General features: G+C 58.8%; 18 protein-coding genes. 5 read left to right on the top strand and 13 right to left on the bottom strand.

The genetic code is table 11. The features are described 5' to 3' along the window. The first annotated feature begins 37 nt into the window (after positions 1-37). Complete coding sequence (locus RMO95_RS03405) at positions 38-1201, top strand: fatty acid desaturase (RefSeq protein WP_310449186.1); 1164 nt, start codon at positions 38-40, stop codon at positions 1199-1201. A 60-nt stretch (positions 1202-1261) separates the two neighbouring features. On the opposite strand, the gene rpmG is transcribed toward RMO95_RS03405, so the two are convergent. The 3 genes from rpmG to radC form a co-directional block, all read right to left on the bottom strand. Beyond that, complete coding sequence (rpmG, locus tag RMO95_RS03400) at positions 1262-1429, bottom strand: 50S ribosomal protein L33 (protein ID WP_294993757.1); 168 nt, start codon at positions 1427-1429, stop codon at positions 1262-1264. A gap of 15 nt (positions 1430-1444) precedes the next feature. Then, positions 1445-1681 (bottom strand): 50S ribosomal protein L28, encoded by a 237-nt coding sequence (rpmB, locus tag RMO95_RS03395; RefSeq protein WP_310449185.1) that lies wholly within the window; start codon positions 1679-1681, stop codon positions 1445-1447. A gap of 73 nt (positions 1682-1754) precedes the next feature. Next, the gene (gene radC, locus RMO95_RS03390) at positions 1755-2435 is read right to left on the bottom strand and encodes a RadC family protein (protein ID WP_310449184.1); all 681 of its coding nucleotides are present in this window, start codon (positions 2433-2435) and stop codon (positions 1755-1757) included. A 46-nt stretch (positions 2436-2481) separates the two neighbouring features. Between radC and coaBC the strand changes: the two genes are divergently transcribed. Together coaBC and dut are read left to right on the top strand one after the other, a co-directional pair. Further along, the gene (gene coaBC, locus RMO95_RS03385; protein ID WP_310449183.1) at positions 2482-3684 is read left to right on the top strand and encodes a bifunctional phosphopantothenoylcysteine decarboxylase/phosphopantothenate--cysteine ligase CoaBC; all 1203 of its coding nucleotides are present in this window, start codon (positions 2482-2484) and stop codon (positions 3682-3684) included. Further along, positions 3671-4126, top strand: coding sequence for a dUTP diphosphatase (gene dut / locus RMO95_RS03380; protein WP_310449182.1), 456 nt, complete (start codon positions 3671-3673; stop codon positions 4124-4126). The genes coaBC and dut overlap by 14 nt, the downstream gene beginning before the upstream one ends. Before the next feature lie 96 nt (positions 4127-4222). Here the strand turns inward: dut and RMO95_RS03375 are convergent, their stop codons facing one another. The 5 genes from RMO95_RS03375 to aceB form a co-directional block, all read right to left on the bottom strand. Next, positions 4223-5506, bottom strand: a complete 1284-nt coding sequence (locus RMO95_RS03375) for an FAD/NAD(P)-binding oxidoreductase (RefSeq protein WP_310449181.1) — start codon at positions 5504-5506, stop codon at positions 4223-4225. A 12-nt stretch (positions 5507-5518) separates the two neighbouring features. Next, complete coding sequence (locus RMO95_RS03370; protein WP_310449180.1) at positions 5519-6097, bottom strand: c-type cytochrome; 579 nt, start codon at positions 6095-6097, stop codon at positions 5519-5521. Positions 6098-6155: 58 nt separating this feature from the next. Then, a complete protein-coding gene (locus RMO95_RS03365) occupies positions 6156-7055 on the bottom strand; it encodes an ethylbenzene dehydrogenase-related protein (protein WP_310449179.1) in 900 nt (299 codons plus the stop codon). A 33-nt stretch (positions 7056-7088) separates the two neighbouring features. Continuing rightward, complete coding sequence (locus RMO95_RS03360; RefSeq protein ID WP_310449178.1) at positions 7089-7652, bottom strand: NapC/NirT family cytochrome c; 564 nt, start codon at positions 7650-7652, stop codon at positions 7089-7091. A gap of 517 nt (positions 7653-8169) precedes the next feature. Next, positions 8170-9762: a malate synthase A gene (aceB, locus tag RMO95_RS03355; protein WP_310449177.1), complete on the bottom strand. Its 1593-nt coding sequence runs from the start codon at positions 9760-9762 to the stop codon at positions 8170-8172. Between the two features lie 105 nt (positions 9763-9867). On the opposite strand from aceB, the gene RMO95_RS03350 reads away from it, so the two are divergent. Further along, complete coding sequence (locus tag RMO95_RS03350; RefSeq protein ID WP_310449176.1) at positions 9868-10773, top strand: LysR family transcriptional regulator; 906 nt, start codon at positions 9868-9870, stop codon at positions 10771-10773. A gap of 18 nt (positions 10774-10791) precedes the next feature. On the opposite strand, the gene RMO95_RS03345 is transcribed toward RMO95_RS03350, so the two are convergent. The 5 genes from RMO95_RS03345 to clpS form a co-directional block, all read right to left on the bottom strand. After that, entirely contained in the window at positions 10792-11649 is an 858-nt protein-coding gene (locus RMO95_RS03345) for an alpha/beta hydrolase (protein ID WP_310449175.1), read from the bottom strand. 117 nt (positions 11650-11766) lie between these two features. Then, positions 11767-13077, bottom strand: coding sequence for an isocitrate lyase (gene aceA / locus RMO95_RS03340; RefSeq protein ID WP_310449174.1), 1311 nt, complete (start codon positions 13075-13077; stop codon positions 11767-11769). 222 nt (positions 13078-13299) lie between these two features. Then, positions 13300-13785 carry a ribonuclease E activity regulator RraA gene (gene rraA / locus RMO95_RS03335; protein ID WP_310449173.1) on the bottom strand — a complete coding sequence of 162 codons (486 nt, stop codon included), beginning with the start codon at positions 13783-13785 and terminating at the stop codon, positions 13300-13302. Positions 13786-13864: 79 nt separating this feature from the next. Continuing rightward, positions 13865-16135, bottom strand: a complete 2271-nt coding sequence (gene clpA, locus RMO95_RS03330) for an ATP-dependent Clp protease ATP-binding subunit ClpA (protein ID WP_310449172.1) — start codon at positions 16133-16135, stop codon at positions 13865-13867. Beyond that, complete coding sequence (gene clpS / locus RMO95_RS03325; protein WP_310449171.1) at positions 16135-16455, bottom strand: ATP-dependent Clp protease adapter ClpS; 321 nt, start codon at positions 16453-16455, stop codon at positions 16135-16137. The genes clpA and clpS overlap by 1 nt, the downstream gene beginning before the upstream one ends. A 364-nt stretch (positions 16456-16819) precedes the next feature. Between clpS and RMO95_RS03320 the strand changes: the two genes are divergently transcribed. Further along, a complete protein-coding gene (locus RMO95_RS03320) occupies positions 16820-17023 on the top strand; it encodes a cold-shock protein (protein ID WP_041097667.1) in 204 nt (67 codons plus the stop codon). The last annotated feature ends 68 nt before the right edge of the window (positions 17024-17091 follow it).

The raw sequence follows: 17091 nt of genomic DNA, 5'->3' as shown, positions 1-17091 counted from the left end.
GTATCGACCCATCACCTGATCTTGAAAGGAACTTTCAATGCACTCCGGATTTCTTGATCTTCCCTGGTGGGGTTACCTTCTGGCGACGCTTGCCATGACCCACGTCACCATCGCCGGTGTCACCATCTTCTTGCACCGGCATCAGGCACATCGCGCGCTGGAACTCGGTTCCGTGCCGAGCCATTTTTTCCGCCTGTGGCTCTGGCTGACAACCGGCATGGTCACTCGGGAGTGGGCGGCAATTCATCGCAAGCACCACGCCAAGTGCGAGACGCCGGAGGATCCGCACAGCCCGCAGGTGGTCGGCCTGAATCGTGTGCTGTGGACCGGCGTGTTTCTGTATGTGAAGGAGTCGCGCAATTCCGATACCACGGAGCGCTATGGGCACGGCACACCCGATGACTGGCTGGAACGGAAACTCTATACACCGCTGCACAAACTGGGTGTCGTCGTCATGCTGGGTATCGATGTCGCCTTGTTTGGTGTTTGGCCGGGTGTGCTGATCTGGGGCGTGCAGATGGTCTGGATTCCGTTCTGGGCGGCCGGCGTGGTGAACGGGATCGGCCATTTCTGGGGCTACAGGAATTTTGCCTGTGCGGATGCGTCGACCAACTTTTTCCCGCTGGGCATACTGATCGGCGGCGAGGAACTGCACAACAACCATCACGCTTTCGCCACTTCGGCCAAGCTGTCGAACAAGTGGTACGAATTTGACATCGGCTGGCTGTATATCCGGATGATGGAGTTGCTGGGTATGGCGCGAGTCAAGAAGGTGGCGCCCAAGCCCCGGCTTGGCGCAATTCGACCCGCCATCGATCTGGATATGCTGCAGGCGATTGTGACGCATCGCTACGACGTGCTGGCGAGATATCTCAAGACCCTGCGCCAGCTTGCCGCCGAGGAATTCAGTCAACTGAAGATCGACGCCAGCGAGGGCCGTATGATGAAACGCCTGCTGGGGGCAGACGGCGCCGCACTGCCAGAGCCGCAGAAAGAGCGTTTGACGGCCCTTCTCGCCAGAAGCGAACGTCTGGCCAGGGGCTATGCTATGCGCGCCGAACTGGAGGCCTTGTGGGCCCGTTCTTCAGCCTCCCACGATCAGTTGGTGAAACAATTACAGGATTGGGTGGCGCACGCCGAGCAAAGCGGTATTCGGCAGCTTGAGGAATTTTCACGGCGGCTGCGCAGCTACGCCGTCTGAAGCGGATCGCCAGCCAATAAAAAACCCGCCAGAGGCGGGTTCTTTATTGGCTCGGCCGAATTACTTCAGCTTCACTTCCTTGTAGGCGACATGCTTGCGCGCCTTCGGGTCATACTTCAAAAATTCCAGCTTTCCCGGGGTAGTCTTCTTGTTCTTCGTTGTCGTGTAGAAGTGTCCCGTGCCGGCTGTGGATTCCAGCTTGATCTTTTCGCGTCCGCCCTTGGCCATGATGCTTTCTCCTGATTAGACGCGCTCGCCGCGCTGACGCAGCTCGGCGAGGACAACGTCGATGCCCTTCTTGTCGATGATGCGCAGGCCGGCGTTCGACACGCGCAGACTGACCCAGCGGTTTTCGGTTTCGATCCAGAAGCGGCGGCTGTGCAGATTAGGCAGAAAGCGACGCTTGGTCTTGTTGTTGGCGTGGGATACGTTGTTCCCTACCATCGGGGCCTTGCCCGTCACTTGACATACGCGAGACATGTAGTGCTCCTGAATGCTGATTTCGCAAAGCAGGCTAGTTTACAAACAATCGACTGATAATTCAATCCCTTTTTTAAATCAATCCGCGTTCGGCGAAGGAAAGCGGTGCGGAGCCGCCGGCAACGATGAAATGATCCAGAAGTTTGACGTCGATTATCGCCAGGGCCTGCTTCAATGACGAAGTGAGCACTTCGTCGGCACGCGAAGGCTCGGCAAGGCCGGAGGGGTGATTGTGAGCCAGGATCACGGCGCCGGCGTTGTGCGCGAGAGCCCGTTTGACGACTTCGCGCGGATAAACGCTGGTTTGCGTCAGCGTGCCGCGAAACAATTCCTCGCTGGCGATCAGCCGATTCTGGGCATCCAGCCACAAGGCGACGAAGACTTCGTGCTGCAGATTGCCGAGGGACAGGCGCAGCCAGTCGCGAACGGCCTGTGGCGAGGCCAGTGCATCCTTAAGCTTGAGTGGGCCGGCAAGTGCGCGGCGTGCCAGTTCCAGCGTGGCGGCAAGTTGGGCTGCCTTGGCGGGGCCGATGCCGGGCAGGCGGGCAAGTTCCTTGGTGCTGGCGCCGCCGAGGGCCGCCAGATCGCCATCGAAGCTTGCCAGCAGTTCGCGGGCGAGATCCACGGCGCTTTTGCCACGGACGCCGACACGCAGAAAGATCGCCAGCAGTTCCGCGTCGGACAGCGCCGCTGCGCCTTGCAGGGCGAGTCGTTCGCGCGGGCGCTCTGCCGCGGGCCAATCGCGTATGGCCATGGTTTACAATCCCCGCTTGAGTGCCGATTGGCGGGATTTTAATGTCATGAATGAATTTCAGGGCAAACGCGTTGTGCTGGGGGTTACCGGCGGCGTCGCGGCTTACAAGGCAGCCGAACTGGTGCGCCTGCTGGTCAAGGCCGGAGCAGACGTGGATGTCGTACTGACGGCCGCCGGCGCCCAGTTCGTCGGTGCGGCCACTTTTCAGGCACTCAGCGGCCGCCGCGTATGGCAGGCGCTGTGGGATGAGCGCATGGACAACGGCATGGCGCACATCGACCTGACGCGCGGCGCGGCAGCCTTGCTGGTCGCTCCGGCGACGGCGGATTTTCTCGCCAAGCTGGCACACGGCTTTGCCGACGACCTGCTATCCACGCTTTGTCTGGCGCGGGATTGCCCCTTGCTGGTGGCGCCCGCCATGAACCGCCAGATGTGGGATAACCCGGCCACGCAACGCAATGTCGTGCAGCTAGGTGCGGACGGCGTCAGCGTTCTTGGCCCTGCGCACGGGGAACAGGCGTGTGGCGAAGTGGGCGACGGACGCATGCTGGAGGCCACCGAACTGTTCGACGATCTGTACGCCTCGCTGCAAGTCAAACCCCTGGCAGGCAAGCGCGTGTTGCTGACTGCCGGCCCCACCTTCGAAGCGCTCGATCCGGTGCGCGGTCTCACCAACTCGAGTTCGGGCAAGATGGGATTCGCGCTGGCGCGTGCCTGCGCCGAAGCCGGTGCAATGGTGACGCTGGTCGCCGGGCCGGTTACGCTCGCCACGCCACGCGGCGTACATCGCGTGGATGTGCAGAGCGCACTGCAAATGCGCGAGGCGGTGATGCAGGCGCTGCCCGGCCAGGATGTGTTCATCGGCGTCGCGGCGGTGGCCGACTACCGACCGCGGCAGGCGGCCGAGCACAAGATCAAGAAGGGGAGTGGTAGCCTGGCGCTGGAACTCCAAGCCAATCCGGATATTCTCGCCGAAGTGGCGGCACTGCCTGACGCTCCATTCTGCGTCGGCTTCGCCGCCGAGAGCCAGAATTTGGAGGCCTACGCGGAAGGCAAGCGCGTGGCGAAAAGACTCGCGCTGGTGGTTGGAAACCTGGTCCAGGACGGACTGGGCGGCGACAGCAATGCGGTGACCCTGTTCGATGCGGCCGGTGCCCATGTGCTGCCGCCCGCGGACAAGCCCGAGGTGGCGCGCGGTATCGTCACGCATATCGTCCGTCTGATGGAGAAACCGCATGGCAAGTATTGATCTCAAGTTGCTCGACGCCCGTCTGAAGGACGAGCGATACGCGCCGCAGTACGCGACACCAGGATCGGCCGGGATCGATCTGCGCGCCTGCATCGAAATGGCGATAAAAATCCATCCGGGCGAAACCATCCTTATCCCCACCGGCATAGCGATCCATTTGTCCGATCCGGGTTTGGCGGCAATGATCCTGCCGCGTTCCGGCCTGGGCCACAAACACGGCATCGTGCTGGGCAATCTGGTGGGATTGATTGATTCGGACTACCAGGGCGAAATTTTCGTGTCAACCTGGAATCGCGGTCACGACACTTTCACGCTGAATCCAATGGATCGTCTGGCGCAACTGGTGGTGGTGCCGGTGGTGCAGGTGGCCTTCAATGTCGTCGATGAATTTCCGGCCAGCGAACGCGGTGCCGGCGGCTTCGGCAGCACGGGGCATCAATAGACGGCGGAAACACTTTGGGCAAATGCGCAGGAATGCGCATGCCAAAAACAAACCCCGCCATGCGGCGGGGTTTATACAGCTTGCTGCTGATGCAGATCAGGTCGACATTTCGGTCAAGATGTTCTTCAGCCAGCTTTCAGCATAGATTGCCTCGATCTCGGACAGGTCGGGCGAGACGCCGACCGAGCCGGGCACTGCGATGATCGCGTTCTTCGCCTTGTCCACCTTGTAGACCCCGGTTACCTCGACCGCTTCTTTCGCGGAGAGGAAGCTGTAACAGGTGTTGATGCCGGAGAAGTCGACCAGCTCCTTGCCGTTCATCGTGTTGACGATGTTGGTGGCGCAGGCCTTGGCTTCCGAGTTGGCCGAGTAACCCGACTTGGGCATGGCGCCGGCCACGCAGGCGTCGCCGATGACGTGGATACCCTTGTGTATGGTTGACTCGAAGGTCGTCGGATTGACCGGGCACCAGTTCTTGTCGGCGCCCACTAAGCCCGCTGCCACGGCGATGTGGCCGGCACGTTGCGGCGGAATCAGGTTGATCACATCTCCCTTGACGTCTTCGATGCCCTCGATCGTTACCATCTTCTTGCCGGCATTGACTTCGGTGACCTTCTTCGCCGGGCGGTAGTCGATAATGCCCTCGTAGTGCTTCTTCCAGCCCTTCTTGAACAAGCCGGCCTTGGAAACGATATCGGGGTTGGCGTCGAGGACGATGATCTTTGACTTCGGCTTGTGCTGCTTGAGGAACATCGCGATCATGCTGGTCCGTTCATACGGTCCCGGGGGGCAGCGGAAGGGCGCCAGGGGGATCGATAGGACCACGGTCCCGCCTGCGGGCATGGCTTCCAATTGCTTGCGCAGCAATACGGTTTGCGGACCGGCCTTCCAGGCATGGGGGATGGTTTCCGGTGTGCTCTTCGCGTCGTAGCCCTTGATTTCCTCGGTGCGGAAGTCGATGCCGGGAGAAAGAACCAGCCGGTCATAGGTCACTTCACCGCTGGAAGTCATTACGATTTTTTTCGCGGCGTCGATCCCGGTGACCTCTGCCTGAAGCACCTTGACGCCGTGGTTGGTCGTCAGTTTGTCGTACTTGATGGTCAGCGGCGAAAGGTCTTTCATGAGACCGCCGATGTACAGGTTGCTGAAGGGACAGGAAACGAAGTGGTCATTGCGTTCGATCAGTACCACCTCGATGGAGGAATCCATCATGCGGATGTACTTCGCTGCAATCGTGCCGCCGTAGCCGCCGCCAACCACAACCACACGCCGTCCGCCAGTGGGGCCACTGAGTCCGCCGCCGGTACCGGCACAGGCCGCCAATGCGAGGCTGGAGGCACCGCCCAGCAGCTTGATGAAATTTCTGCGATCCAGAGTCATATTCGTTCCCCCTTATTTAACGCTGGCGTAGAAGTGCAATAGGGCGTCCAGATCCTGCTTGGACATCGGCTTGACCTTCTCTTCCATTTTTTCCGGCATCTTGCGCTTGCCCGACAGGTAGTCCGCCATCTGAATCTGCAGATAGGGCAGCCACTGGCTGGCCATCGCCGGTGTATCGTCCTTGCCTTCCTTGCCGTCCTCGATGTGGCAACGGCCGCAATTGGTTTCCTGCAGGCTGGCACCCTTGGCGATCTTCGCCTTGTCGAGGGTCTGATTGGTCGCATGCAGTTTCTGCTTGGAGAAGTACTCGCCCATGGCGACGAAATCGGCATCGCTGAAACCCTTCGCCAGGCGCCCCATGACCGTTGTCGGGCGCGCGCCGCTCTTGAATTTCTTCATGGCGTCGACGATGGCTTCCTTCGACTGACCGGCCAGACTCGGCATGCTTGGCCCGGCGCTGCCGCCGTTGGTGCCATGACAGCCGGCGCAGGCATTGGACAGCATCGCCGCCGTGGGCGGTGCCGCCTGCGCCATTGCGGATATCGCCAGGGCGCCGGTGGCCAGCGCCCATCCTCTCCACTTCATCGTCATTTTTGTCTCCTCCTTGGTATTGATGAAAGTACTGCTCGCACAAAACCGTTTGCAGCTGTTATTGTTTTTGTATATCGATATAGCTCTTTACGCCAGGATTTGGTTTGTCCAGGCCAAACTGATAGCCGAGCGAAACATAGTGGAAGCGTGCATTGGTGTAGTCCTCATGCACGGCGAAGCCGAAGTTATACACCTTGTCGGCGGTAATGGTATGGTCGCCCTTGCCGCTGCCGGCCAGGGTTCGTTCAAGGGTTACCACCCACTTGTTGCCTTCCTTCTTGCCTTCCGCCTTGACCAAAGCCTTGCCACCTTCCATGTGGCGGGCCTCGGCGACATAACCGTCGACCAGTCCTTTTTCACCGCTGCGGTATTGCATCAGGTCCATGAACTTGCCTGAGGCCAGATCGCCGTTCTTTATGTGTTTGGTCTTCTTGTCGTCCTTGGCGTCCTTCATGGTGCGCAGGTCGGTATGGCAGGTTGCCCAGCAGCCATTGATTTCGCTGCCTTCGACCGTGCCGCCGCCGTCGAACATCATGGTCAGCTTGACTTCATTCTTGGTGTCGAGCTTCTTGGTGCCGGTCTTGGGGGGAACCCATTCGAAGCGGAAGTAGATCTTGCTGCCATCATGGGCCGCCTGGAACATCACCGGGATCGATCCTGCCTTGCCGGCTGGCGGCGTGGGCTCAAGTACAGTCTTGGAACTGCCGACTGGCTTGCCGGCAACGATATTCGCGCCGATCTCATGGGCGTCGCCCTCGTGGCATTTTGCGCACGGGCGCTTCTTGTCCACGATATCCGGTACCGCCGAATGGTCGGGCTTGTTCATCACCCATTCCAGCGAGGATTGACCCGGATAGAACAAAGTCATCTTGCGCGGGGGAATCTTGCTCCAGTCGGGAGCTGCGAATGCCCCACCGGCAAGCAGCGCGCCCGTTACGACAAATGCAATCTTCTTCATAATCTCATTCCTCTAGCAATGCACTGAAATTCGTCAGCTTTCCTTCTTGGCCGCCTTTGCGGCTTCTTCTTGTTCCAGCAACTGATGCACCGGCTTGTGGGCGATGCCCTTGTGACAATCGATGCAGGTCTTGCCATCCTCGATCGCGCCTTCGTGCTTGACCACCGAGCGGTCTTTCTGCTTTTCCGGGTCCATGGTCTTGAAGTCGTGGCAGTTGCGGCATTCTTTCGAGTCCCGGTCCTTCATTCTTTCCCAGACCCGCTTGGCCATCGTCAGGCGGTAGGCCTCAAACTTCTCCGGTGTATCGACTGTTCCCTGAATGTGGCCGACCACGTCGCGGGCGGCCATGATCTTCTGCACGGATTTGAATACGTAGTCGGTCGGCGTCTTGCTGCTGGCCACATGGCAGTCGGCACACTGTACCGTGGTGCCGCTGCGATTCTTGTAATGGACCGTCTTCTTCAATTCCTCGAAGGGAATCGTCATTTCGTGGCAGGACATGCAGAACTCGGAACGGTTGGTCCATTCCATGCCGGTGTTGAGGCCGCCCCAGACAATCACGCCGCCAAGCACGCCGATTACGATCATGCGCAGCATGGAGCATTTAGGCGGGTTCAGAAGGCAACGGAAAACCCCGTCTTTGCATTCGGTCTTTTGAGTTTCATCAGCCATTATTCAAATCCAAATGGTCCGTAAGCCGAAAGCGGCAAAACGTCGAATTTCGAGTCAAATGGAAATGGCTAGGCGTGCAGAACTTCGACCGAGGACCTGATGCCAGTCCACAAGCGGACTGACCCTAGTTTCTGCCCCACCCATCTCCCCCTGCGACGATTTATTTACGTCATTATTAGTCGCAGGGGGATTATTGCAGACCGTGCCCGATAGAGTGCACAAAAAAAAATGATTGCCCCATCGAGAAGGTTGCTTTTGGTGTCATCAATGTCAGCCGGTCTGCACGCAGCCATGCCTGCCAGACCCCTGCAGCAAAAAACGGCACCCTCCTCGTGGAGAATGCCGTTTGCTGACTGCATGGAATCCTTGTGCGTCATGGGCGCCGTGTCGCCAGCGCCAACTCTTGGATTTTCCCGGGATGCGATGCGTACTCGATGCGTAGTTACTCCATCGCCTCATACAACGGCAGCGTGAGGAATTCGGGATAGTTGTCGGCGAGCGACATCTCTTCGAAGATCTTCGCCGCCTGGTCGTAGGTCTCGGTCATTTCGCCCTGGGCGGTGACGGTGGCCTTGACCTTCGTCAGCTCCTCGGGAATGAAGCCACGCACCATGTCGGCGGTGACCTTGCGCCCGTCATCGAGCTTGCCCTTGGGGCTAACTACCCACTGCCACACCTGCGAGCGGCTGATTTCCGCCGTGGCGGCGTCTTCCATCAGGTTGTGAATCGGCACGCAGCCGTTGCCGGCAAGCCAGCTGCCGAGGTAATGGATGCCGACGTTGATGTTGTTGCGCACGCCGACTTCGGTGATCGGCTGCTCGGGCTGGAAGTCGAGCCAGTCCTTGGGACCGAAATTTTCGTCGCGCTGCTTTTCCCACTGGTTGGGACGCTCGCCCAGTACCTTCTGGAACTCTTCGGCGGCGATCGGCACCAGGCCGGGATGGGCCACCCAGCCGCCGTCGAAGCCGTCGTTGGCGTCGCGCGTCTTGTCGTGGCGGATGCCGGCCAGCGCCTTCTCGTTGGCCACCGGGTCGTTCTTGATCGGGATCAGCGCGCTCATGCCGCCGATGGCCGGAGCACCGCGCTTGTGGCAGGCCTTGACCAGTGCCAGCGCGTAGCTGCGCATGAAGGGCACTTCCATGGTGATGGCGCCGCGATTGGCAAGGCAGAAGTCCTTGTTGCGCTTGAACTTCTTGATGCAGGAAAAGATGTAGTCCCAGCGTCCCGCGTTGAGGCCGGCGCTGTGCTCGCGCAGTTCATAGAGAATTTCTTCGAGTTCGAAGGTGGCGAGGATGGTCTCGATCAGCACCGTGGCCTTGATCGTGCCCTGCGGCAGGCCGATTTCATTTTGCGCCATGACGAACACATCATTCCACAGGCGGGCTTCGAGATGGCTTTCCATCTTCGGCAGATAGAAGTAGGGGCCGGCGCCGCGGGCGAGCTGTTCCTTGGCGTTGTGGAAGAGGAACAGGGCGAAATCGAAAATCCCGCCGGAGACGCGCTGGCCGTCGATCAGCACATGCTTCTCGTCGAGGTGCCAGCCGCGCGGCCGCACTTGCAGGGTGGCTATCTTGTCGTTGAGCTTGTATTCCTTGCCGGCTTCGTTCTTGAAGCTGAGTTCGCGGCGGATCGCCTTGTAGAGGTTGACCTGGCCCTGGATCTGGTTGTCCCACTTCGGGCTGTTGGAATCCTCGAAGTCGGTCATGTAGCTGTCGGCGCCGGAGTTGTAGGCGTTGATGATCATCTTGGCTTCGACCGGGCCGGTGATCTCGGTGCGGCGGCGCTCCAGCGCCTTTGGCAGCGGCGCAATCTTCCAGTCGCCTGCGCGGACGTGTTCGGTTTCAGGCAGGAAGTCGGGCATTTCGCCGGCATCGATGCGGGCCTGGCGGGCGACGCGGGCCTTGAGCAGTTCCTGGCGGCGCGGCTCGAAGGCGCGGTGCAGTTTGGCGACCAGCGCCATTGCTTCGGGCGCAAGAATCTTGGCGTATTCGGCCGTGATGGCGGCGTTGATCTGGATACCGGCGGGCAGGCTCATGAGGGACTCCTTGATGTGGATTTCTAAAGTCCTCGAATTGTATTCTTGCTCAATTCGATAGAGAAGCTATCATTCGATCAAATGATTATTTACTAATAATATCGAATGGATCAGTTTAAGCAGATTTCTGCCTTTGTTGGCGTCGCAAGTCGCGGCAGCATGTCGGCCACCGCCCGCGCCGAGGGTGTTACGCCGGCCATCATCGGCCGGCGGTTGGACGCGCTGGAAGAGCGGCTCGGCGTCAAGTTGTTGTTGCGCACCACACGGCGGATTTCGCTGACCTTCGAGGGTGCGGCATTTCTCGAAGATTGCCAGCGCATCCTGCGCGAGTTGGCGGATGCAGAGGGCGCGGTGAGTCTGGGTGGAATTCGCCCCGGCGGGCATTTGAAGATATCGGCCCCCGCCGGATTCGGGCGGCGTCACGTGGCGCCGCTATTGACGCGCTTCATTGAAGAAAATCCCGACGTTACGGTGCGGCTCGACCTGTCCGACCGCATCGTCGATCTGGTGGAGGAGAACGTGGACTGCGCGATCCGCATCGGCGAACTGGCGGATTCGAGCCTGATCAGCATACGGTTGGGCGAAATGCGGCGTGTGGTGGTTGCCAGTCCGAGTTACATCGCGCAATTCGGCGTACCGCCAGCACCAACTTTTCTGGCCGAGCATAATTGCCTGTCGCTGCGCCAGCAACGCGGCTGGACGCTACGCGTGGAGGGCGAGGTACGGGTGGTCAAAGTGAGCGGCAAGTTGGAGTGCAACGATGGCGCGGTGCTTCATGATTGGGCACTGGCCGGGAAGGGCTTGGCCTGGCGGTCCCTGTGGGAGGTCGGGGCCGATATCGAGGCGGGGCGGCTGGTGACGGTACTCGACGACTTCGCCGCGCCACCGGTGGGTATCCACGCCGTGGTGCCGCAGCGCCGGCATCTGCCGCTGCGCGTGAGGTTGTTCATCGATCTGCTAAAGGCCAACTGGCGCGATCCGGCCTATTGGGCGGCTTCGGCCGGCGCATAGATGATCGAAAGTCGCGGGTTATGGCAAGGCCTGCCGCAGGAAGCCGTCCAGTTGCCGGACCCAAGTCTCCCGGCCAAAGACGAAACCGTCATTGTGGCCGCCTTCGATTTCAAGAAACTGCTTGGGCTGGCGGGCGGCGTCGAATAATCGTCGACCATGATTGTAGGGAATGATGTCGTCGCTGCGGCTGTGGATCACGAGTAGCGGACAGTTGATTTGAGAAAGACGTTCCAGATTGTCATAGCGTATATGGGCAAGCCAGCGTATTGGCAGCAGTGGATAAAGGTCGGCGCCCATGTCGGGGACGGAAGTGAAGGTCGACGCCAGCACCAGCGCGCCGGGCCGATTCTTCGCCGCCATTCGTGCGGCGACTCCGCCACCCAGCGATTCGCCAAAGAGGACGATGCGCTCGGCAGGGAATCCGAGCTCTTGTGTGGCATGGCGCCAGGCGGCTTCCGCATCCAGGTAAGTACCTTCCTCCGACGGGTTTCCACTGCTGAGGCCGTAACCACGGTAGTCAATGATCAGAGTCGCCAGGCCCAGATCGTGGAACATGCGCAGATAGTCGAGCCGATGCGCAATATTGCCGGCGTTGCCGTGGAAGAAGACCACCAGGCCTCGCGCCCCAGGTTTCGTGCCGGCCGGCACAAACCAGCCATCGAGGGTTTCACCGTCGGAAGTGGCCAGTTTCAGTGGGGTGAATGGCAGACCAATCTCCGCCGGGCTGGCTTGGAATCCGCGATCGATCTCGGGCAGGAACACCAGGGATGCCTGCTTGAAATAGATCAGGGCCATCAAGCCCAGATAGACCAGCAGAACAATCTGGAGTGCTGACCACAACATCGAAGGGACCTTCTTTGGGAGCCTGGCAGTCATTGATGAGTCAAATGCGAGCGCATGGTTCGTCGGCAAATCACGCGACTACTCTAAACCACAAAAAAGCCGCACCGGTTTCCCGGTGCGGCTTTCTGATGAATTGCTGCCGAGTATTGCTTAGTGGAACTGCTCTTCTTCGGTCGAGCCGTGCAGCGCGGTGACAGAAGAAGCGCCGCCCTGGATCACGGTGGTGACGTCGTCGAAGTAGCCAACACCAACTTCCTGTTGGTGCGACACGAAGGTGTAGCCCTGCTCGCGCGCCTTGAATTCCGGCTCCTGCACCATTTCGACGTAGTGCTTCATACCTTCGCCGCGGGCGTAGGCGTGAGCAAATTCAAAAGTGTTGAACCAGTTGATATGGATGCCGGCCAGCGTGATGAACTGGTACTTGTAGCCCATGGCCGATAGTTCGTCCTGGAACTTGGCGATGGTCTTGTCGTCGAGGTTCTTCTTCCAGTTGAAAGACGGCGAGCAGTTATAGGCCAGCAGTTTGCCGGGAGACTTGGCCTGAACCGCTTGGGCGAACTCGCGGGCGAAGCCGACGTCAGGTTTGCCGGTCTCGCACCAGACCAGGTCGGCGTAGGGCGCGTAGGCGACGCCGCGGCTGATGGATTGCTCAAGGCCGTTCTTGACGCGGTAGAAACCTTCCGGGGTGCGCTCGCCGGTGCAGAACGGTTTGTCGTTTGCGTCGTGATCGGAGGTCAGCAGGTTGGCGGCCTCGGCGTCGGTACGGGCCAGAATGAGGGTGGGAACGCCCATCGTATCGGCGGCGAAACGGGCAGAGATCAGCTTCTCGACAGCTTCCTGAGTCGACACGAGAACCTTGCCGCCCATGTGGCCGCACTTCTTGACGGCAGCCAGTTGGTCTTCGAAATGCACGGCCGCTGCGCCGGCGGTGATCATGTTCTTCATCAGTTCAAAGGCATTGAGCACGCCGCCAAAGCCGGCTTCCGCATCGGCCACGATGGGAAGGAAGTAGTCGATGAATTCCTTGTCGCCGGGATTGATCCCGCGCGACCACTGAATTTCATCGGCGCGCTTGAATGTGTTGTTGATGCGGCGAACCATGGTCGGCACCGAGTCGTAGGCGTACAGCGACTGGTCGGGGTACATGGTCTCGGACGTGTTGCCGTCGGCGGCGACCTGCCAGCCGGAAAGGTAGACGGCTTCGAGGCCGGCCTTCGCCTGCTGCATCGCCTGACCGGCAGTGATGGCGCCGAAGGAATTCACATAGCCTTTCTTGGCGGTGCCGTTAACCAGTGACCAGAGTTTTTCCGCACCGCGGTGGGCGAGCGTGTGTTCGATGGGGAAGGTGCCACGCAGGCGAACGACATCTTCGGCGCTGTATCCGCGCTTGATGCCTTTCCAGCGGGGGTTTTCAGCCCAGTCCTTGGCCAGGGCTGCGGCTTGTGCTTTACGATCACTCATGTTCAATCCTCTGCAGGGTCGTTGTCGAAGGGGATGCTCCAAGTAAGAGCATTCTTCACAGTATAAAGAGGATTTTGCGTTGCAGCAATAGTCTTATATAAGACTTGAATAAATTTTTTATTGTTATTTAACAATAAATTGAAGAATCTATTTCGTACTGTGGAAAGCGTTTCGCGATAGTAAAGGATTTTCGAGAGTGCTGATATATGTCTTATATAAGACCTAGCGCTGATGGAGTGCGATTGCACTGACAATTAGGCCATCTTCGTCTGCATATAGCCATTCGCCGGGGATGAAAGTGACGCCGCCAAAGCTGAGAGGAATCTCAGCTTCGCCGACGTTTCTTTTAATGGTCTTCATCGGGTGCGTGTCGATCGCAAACACGCCGATGTCCATCTCGCCTATGGCTCGGGAATCGCGGATACAACCATAGACGATGATGCCGGCCCAGTTGTTCTTGACGCCCAGCGCAGCAAGTTGATCGCCGACCAGCGCGCGGCGCAGGCTCCCGCCACCATCAATCACCAGAACCCGGCCGTCGCCCGGCGACTCGAGTGCTTGACGTACCAGTGAGTTGTCTTCGAAAAGCTTGAGTGTTGCGATGCGGCCAAAGAAAGCGGGGCGTCCGCCAAAGCTGTTGAACATGGGTTCAACGACGCGTACCTGGCCTTCGTTGGCGTCGCAGAGATCGGTTGTTAGCAGGTCCATGATGGAAAAAGTATTAAATGTTCAACCAATAATCACGCCGCGGGCAACGACGCCCTTGGGCAACGATATTCGGGACAAGCTAGATCGGCGAAGGAATTGCAGGCGTATTGACCGTATTTTCGTAGCTGAGTTTGACTTTCTCGTGCTCGTCGAGATCGATGGTGACCCGTCCGCCATGCACCAGCCTGCCGAACAGCAGTTCGTCGGCCAGTGCGGAGCGGATTGTGTCCTGGATCAGCCGCGCCATGGGCCTTGCGCCCATCAGTGGATCGAAGCCTTTTTCCGCCAGCCAGGCGCGCAGCGCGTCGGTGAAGATAGCTTCCACCTTCTTTTCATGCAACTGACCTTCCAACTGCATGAGGAACTTGTCGACGACGCGCAGGATGATCTCTGCGTCGAGGGCGCGGAACGAGATGATTGCATCCAGCCGATTACGGAACTCCGGCGTAAACATGCGCTTGATATCGGCCATCTCATCGCCCTGGCCCTTGTTGGTGGTGAAACCGATACTGGTCTTCTGCAGCGCTTCGGCGCCGGCATTGGTGGTCATGACGATCACCACATTGCGGAAATCGGCTTTGCGGCCGTTATTGTCGGTCAAGGTGCCGTGATCCATCACTTGCAGCAGGATGTTGAACACTTCCGGATGGGCCTTCTCGATTTCATCCAGAAGCAGTACCGCATGCGGCTTCTTGGTCACCGCTTCGGTGAGCAATCCTCCCTGGTCGAAGCCGACGTATCCTGGCGGCGCGCCTATCAGCCTGCTCACGGCATGACGCTCCATGTATTCCGACATGTCGAAACGGATCAATTCGATGCCCATACCGTAGGCCAACTGGCGTGCCACCTCGGTCTTGCCAACACCCGTGGGACCGGAGAACAGGAAGCAACCGATGGGCTTTTGCGGGTCGCCCAGTCCGGAACGAGACATCTTGATGGCTTTGGCCAAGGCATCGATCGCGGCTTCCTGGCCGAACACCATGTTCTTCAAGTCGCGGTCGAGGTTCTTCAAGGCCGAACGGTCGTCAGCCGAAACATGCTGTGGCGGGATGCGGGCGATCTTGGCGACTATGTCCTCGATTTCGAGCTTGCCGATGGTCTTTTTCTGTTTTGATTTCGGCAGAATGCGTTGGGCGGCGCCCGCTTCATCGATTACGTCGATCGCCTTGTCCGGCAGGTGACGGTCGTTGATGTATTTGGCGGCTAGCTCAGCGGCGCTGGAAATAGCGGCGGCAGAATATTTGACGCCGTGATGCTCTTCAAAGCGAGATTTGAGGCCGCGCAGAATCGAGACGGTTTCATCGACCGAGGGCTCATCGACATCGACTTTCTGGAAGCGCCGGGACAGCGCGTGGTCCTTCTCGAATACTCCACGAAACTCGGTGTAGGTGGTGGCGCCAATACACTTCAACGCCCCGGACGACAAGGCCGGCTTAAGCAGATTGGAGGCATCCATCGTCCCGCCGGATGCTGCGCCGGCGCCGATCAGGGTGTGGATCTCGTCTATGAACAGGATGGCGTTCGGGTTATCTGCCAATTGCTTGAGGACGCCCTTCAGGCGCTGTTCGAAATCGCCGCGATACTTGGTACCGGCCAGGAGTGCCCCCATGTCAAGGCAGTACACCGTTGCATTGGCAAGAATCTCCGGGACGCGTCCTTCGACTATGTGGCGTGCAAGTCCCTCGGCAATCGCGGTCTTGCCGACTCCTGCCTCGCCGACCAGCAGCGGGTTGTTCTTGCGGCGACGGCAAAGCGTCTGGATCACTCGTTCCAGTTCCCGGTCGCGGCCGATCAGCGGATCGATCTTGCCGGTTAGGGCCAACTGGTTGAGGTTCTGGGTGAAGCTTTCCAGCGCTCCGCCTTTTTCCTGGGCCTCGCCTTCGGTTTCTGCCGGCTCTTCCTTGCTCTTGGTCTGCGGAGTCTTGGTTATGCCGTGGGAAATAAAATTCACCACATCCAGTCGCGTGATGTTCTGTCGTTGCAGGAAGAACACCGCGTGCGAGTCCTTTTCGCCGAAAATGGCTACCAGTACGTTGGCTCCGGTGACTTCCTTTTTTCCCGACGACTGCACATGCAGAATCGCGCGCTGGATAACACGTTGAAAACCGAGTGTCGGTTGTGTATCGATTTCCTCGTTGCCGGCAACGGTCGGCGTGTGCTCGTTGATGAACGTCATCAATTCCTTGCGCAGCGCTTCAACGTCGGCCGCGCAGGCGCGCAACACTTCTGCTGCGGAGGGATTGTCCAGCAAGGCCAGCAGTAGATGTTCGACAGTGATGAACTCATGGCGCTTCTGTCGAGCTTCGACAAAGGCCATGTGCAAGCTGACTTCAAGTTCCTGGGCAATCATCAATTTTCCTCCATCACGCAAGCTAGCGGGTGTTGGTGTCGACGTGAAAACTCGCTCACCTGTTCAACCTTTGTCGCAGCCACATCGCGAGGATACACTCCGCAGGCACCCTTTCCTTCGCGATGCACCTTGAGCATGACTTGCGTCGATTGTTCACGCGACAAACCAAAAAACTTCTCCAGCACTATCACCACGAAATCCATCGGCGTGAAATCGTCGTTCAGCAGCAATACCTTGTACATCGGCGGCGGTTTGGTACGACTCTGCTCTGGCGCCAGTACAGCGCCACTCTCCGGCCCGGCTTGCTTGCGTGTAACCATAGCTGGATTCTAATGTGATTCCTGTGCAGTTCAACACCAAGAAAAGGAGGGGAATAGGACTCCGATGGATTGGTATTTTGGGGTGTTCAGCCAATATGCAAGGGATGGGCCTGTGCGATGCAGCATCGAAAGTTGTTGACGCTGCTTGACAATGTGCGTAAAACGCGAAACGTGTTTAGTTCAAATTCCCCCGCAGTGACCTACGGTCGTCTCACAGTCTGTCAAATTGCAGCTCCTCTGAATCGCCGCTTGGCCCCCTCTGCTTTACCGAACTTGAACTTCAAACATGCCCCGGCCGGGGTGCGGTGTTTTGCAGCCCGCAGCGGTGGCCGATTCGTTCGTTTTTGATTAAGGAAAAAGTTACATGGCAACTGGTACTGTTAAGTGGTTCAACGACGCCAAGGGTTTTGGTTTTATTACCCCGGATGACGGCAGCGAGGATTTGTTCGCGCATTTCTCGGCCATCAATATGGCTGGCTTCAAGTCCCTGAAGGAAGGTGACAAGGTAACTTTTGACGTGGTGCAAGGCCCCAAGGGCAAGCAGGCGTCAAACATTCAGAAGCCTTGATTTCGGCTCCCGGGTAATACCGGTTCCGATAAGGCAAAGCCCGCCCGACTTACGTCGGGCGGGCTTTG

The sequence above is a fragment of the Sulfuritalea sp. genome (assembly GCF_031426875.1).
Lineage (GTDB): Bacteria > Pseudomonadota > Gammaproteobacteria > Burkholderiales > Rhodocyclaceae > Sulfuritalea.
The sequence above is the reverse complement of the archived record's forward strand: the minus strand, read 5'-3'. Positions and strand labels throughout refer to the sequence as shown.

Bases quoted from the DNA above. Each gene is read 5' to 3' on its own strand.
- RMO95_RS03320 (WP_041097667.1), top strand. From the start codon at position 16,820: ATGGCAACTGGTACTGTTAAGTGGTTCAACGACGCCAAGGGTTTTGGT.
- RMO95_RS03405 (WP_310449186.1), top strand. From the start codon at position 38: ATGCACTCCGGATTTCTTGATCTTCCCTGGTGGGGTTACCTTCTGGCG.
- coaBC (WP_310449183.1), top strand. From the start codon at position 2,482: ATGAATGAATTTCAGGGCAAACGCGTTGTGCTGGGGGTTACCGGCGGC.
- rpmG (WP_294993757.1), bottom strand. From the start codon at position 1,429: ATGGCCAAGGGCGGACGCGAAAAGATCAAGCTGGAATCCACAGCCGGC.
- dut (WP_310449182.1), top strand. From the start codon at position 3,671: ATGGCAAGTATTGATCTCAAGTTGCTCGACGCCCGTCTGAAGGACGAG.
- radC (WP_310449184.1), bottom strand. From the start codon at position 2,435: ATGGCCATACGCGATTGGCCCGCGGCAGAGCGCCCGCGCGAACGACTC.
- clpA (WP_310449172.1), bottom strand. From the start codon at position 16,135: ATGATTGCCCAGGAACTTGAAGTCAGCTTGCACATGGCCTTTGTCGAA.
- rraA (WP_310449173.1), bottom strand. From the start codon at position 13,785: ATGGACCTGCTAACAACCGATCTCTGCGACGCCAACGAAGGCCAGGTA.
- RMO95_RS03360 (WP_310449178.1), bottom strand. From the start codon at position 7,652: ATGCTGCGCATGATCGTAATCGGCGTGCTTGGCGGCGTGATTGTCTGG.
- RMO95_RS03370 (WP_310449180.1), bottom strand. From the start codon at position 6,097: ATGACGATGAAGTGGAGAGGATGGGCGCTGGCCACCGGCGCCCTGGCG.
- clpS (WP_310449171.1), bottom strand. From the start codon at position 16,455: ATGGTTACACGCAAGCAAGCCGGGCCGGAGAGTGGCGCTGTACTGGCG.
- RMO95_RS03350 (WP_310449176.1), top strand. From the start codon at position 9,868: ATGGATCAGTTTAAGCAGATTTCTGCCTTTGTTGGCGTCGCAAGTCGC.
- RMO95_RS03365 (WP_310449179.1), bottom strand. From the start codon at position 7,055: ATGAAGAAGATTGCATTTGTCGTAACGGGCGCGCTGCTTGCCGGTGGG.
- aceB (WP_310449177.1), bottom strand. From the start codon at position 9,762: ATGAGCCTGCCCGCCGGTATCCAGATCAACGCCGCCATCACGGCCGAA.
- aceA (WP_310449174.1), bottom strand. From the start codon at position 13,077: ATGAGTGATCGTAAAGCACAAGCCGCAGCCCTGGCCAAGGACTGGGCT.
- rpmB (WP_310449185.1), bottom strand. From the start codon at position 1,681: ATGTCTCGCGTATGTCAAGTGACGGGCAAGGCCCCGATGGTAGGGAAC.
- RMO95_RS03375 (WP_310449181.1), bottom strand. From the start codon at position 5,506: ATGACTCTGGATCGCAGAAATTTCATCAAGCTGCTGGGCGGTGCCTCC.
- RMO95_RS03345 (WP_310449175.1), bottom strand. From the start codon at position 11,649: ATGACTGCCAGGCTCCCAAAGAAGGTCCCTTCGATGTTGTGGTCAGCA.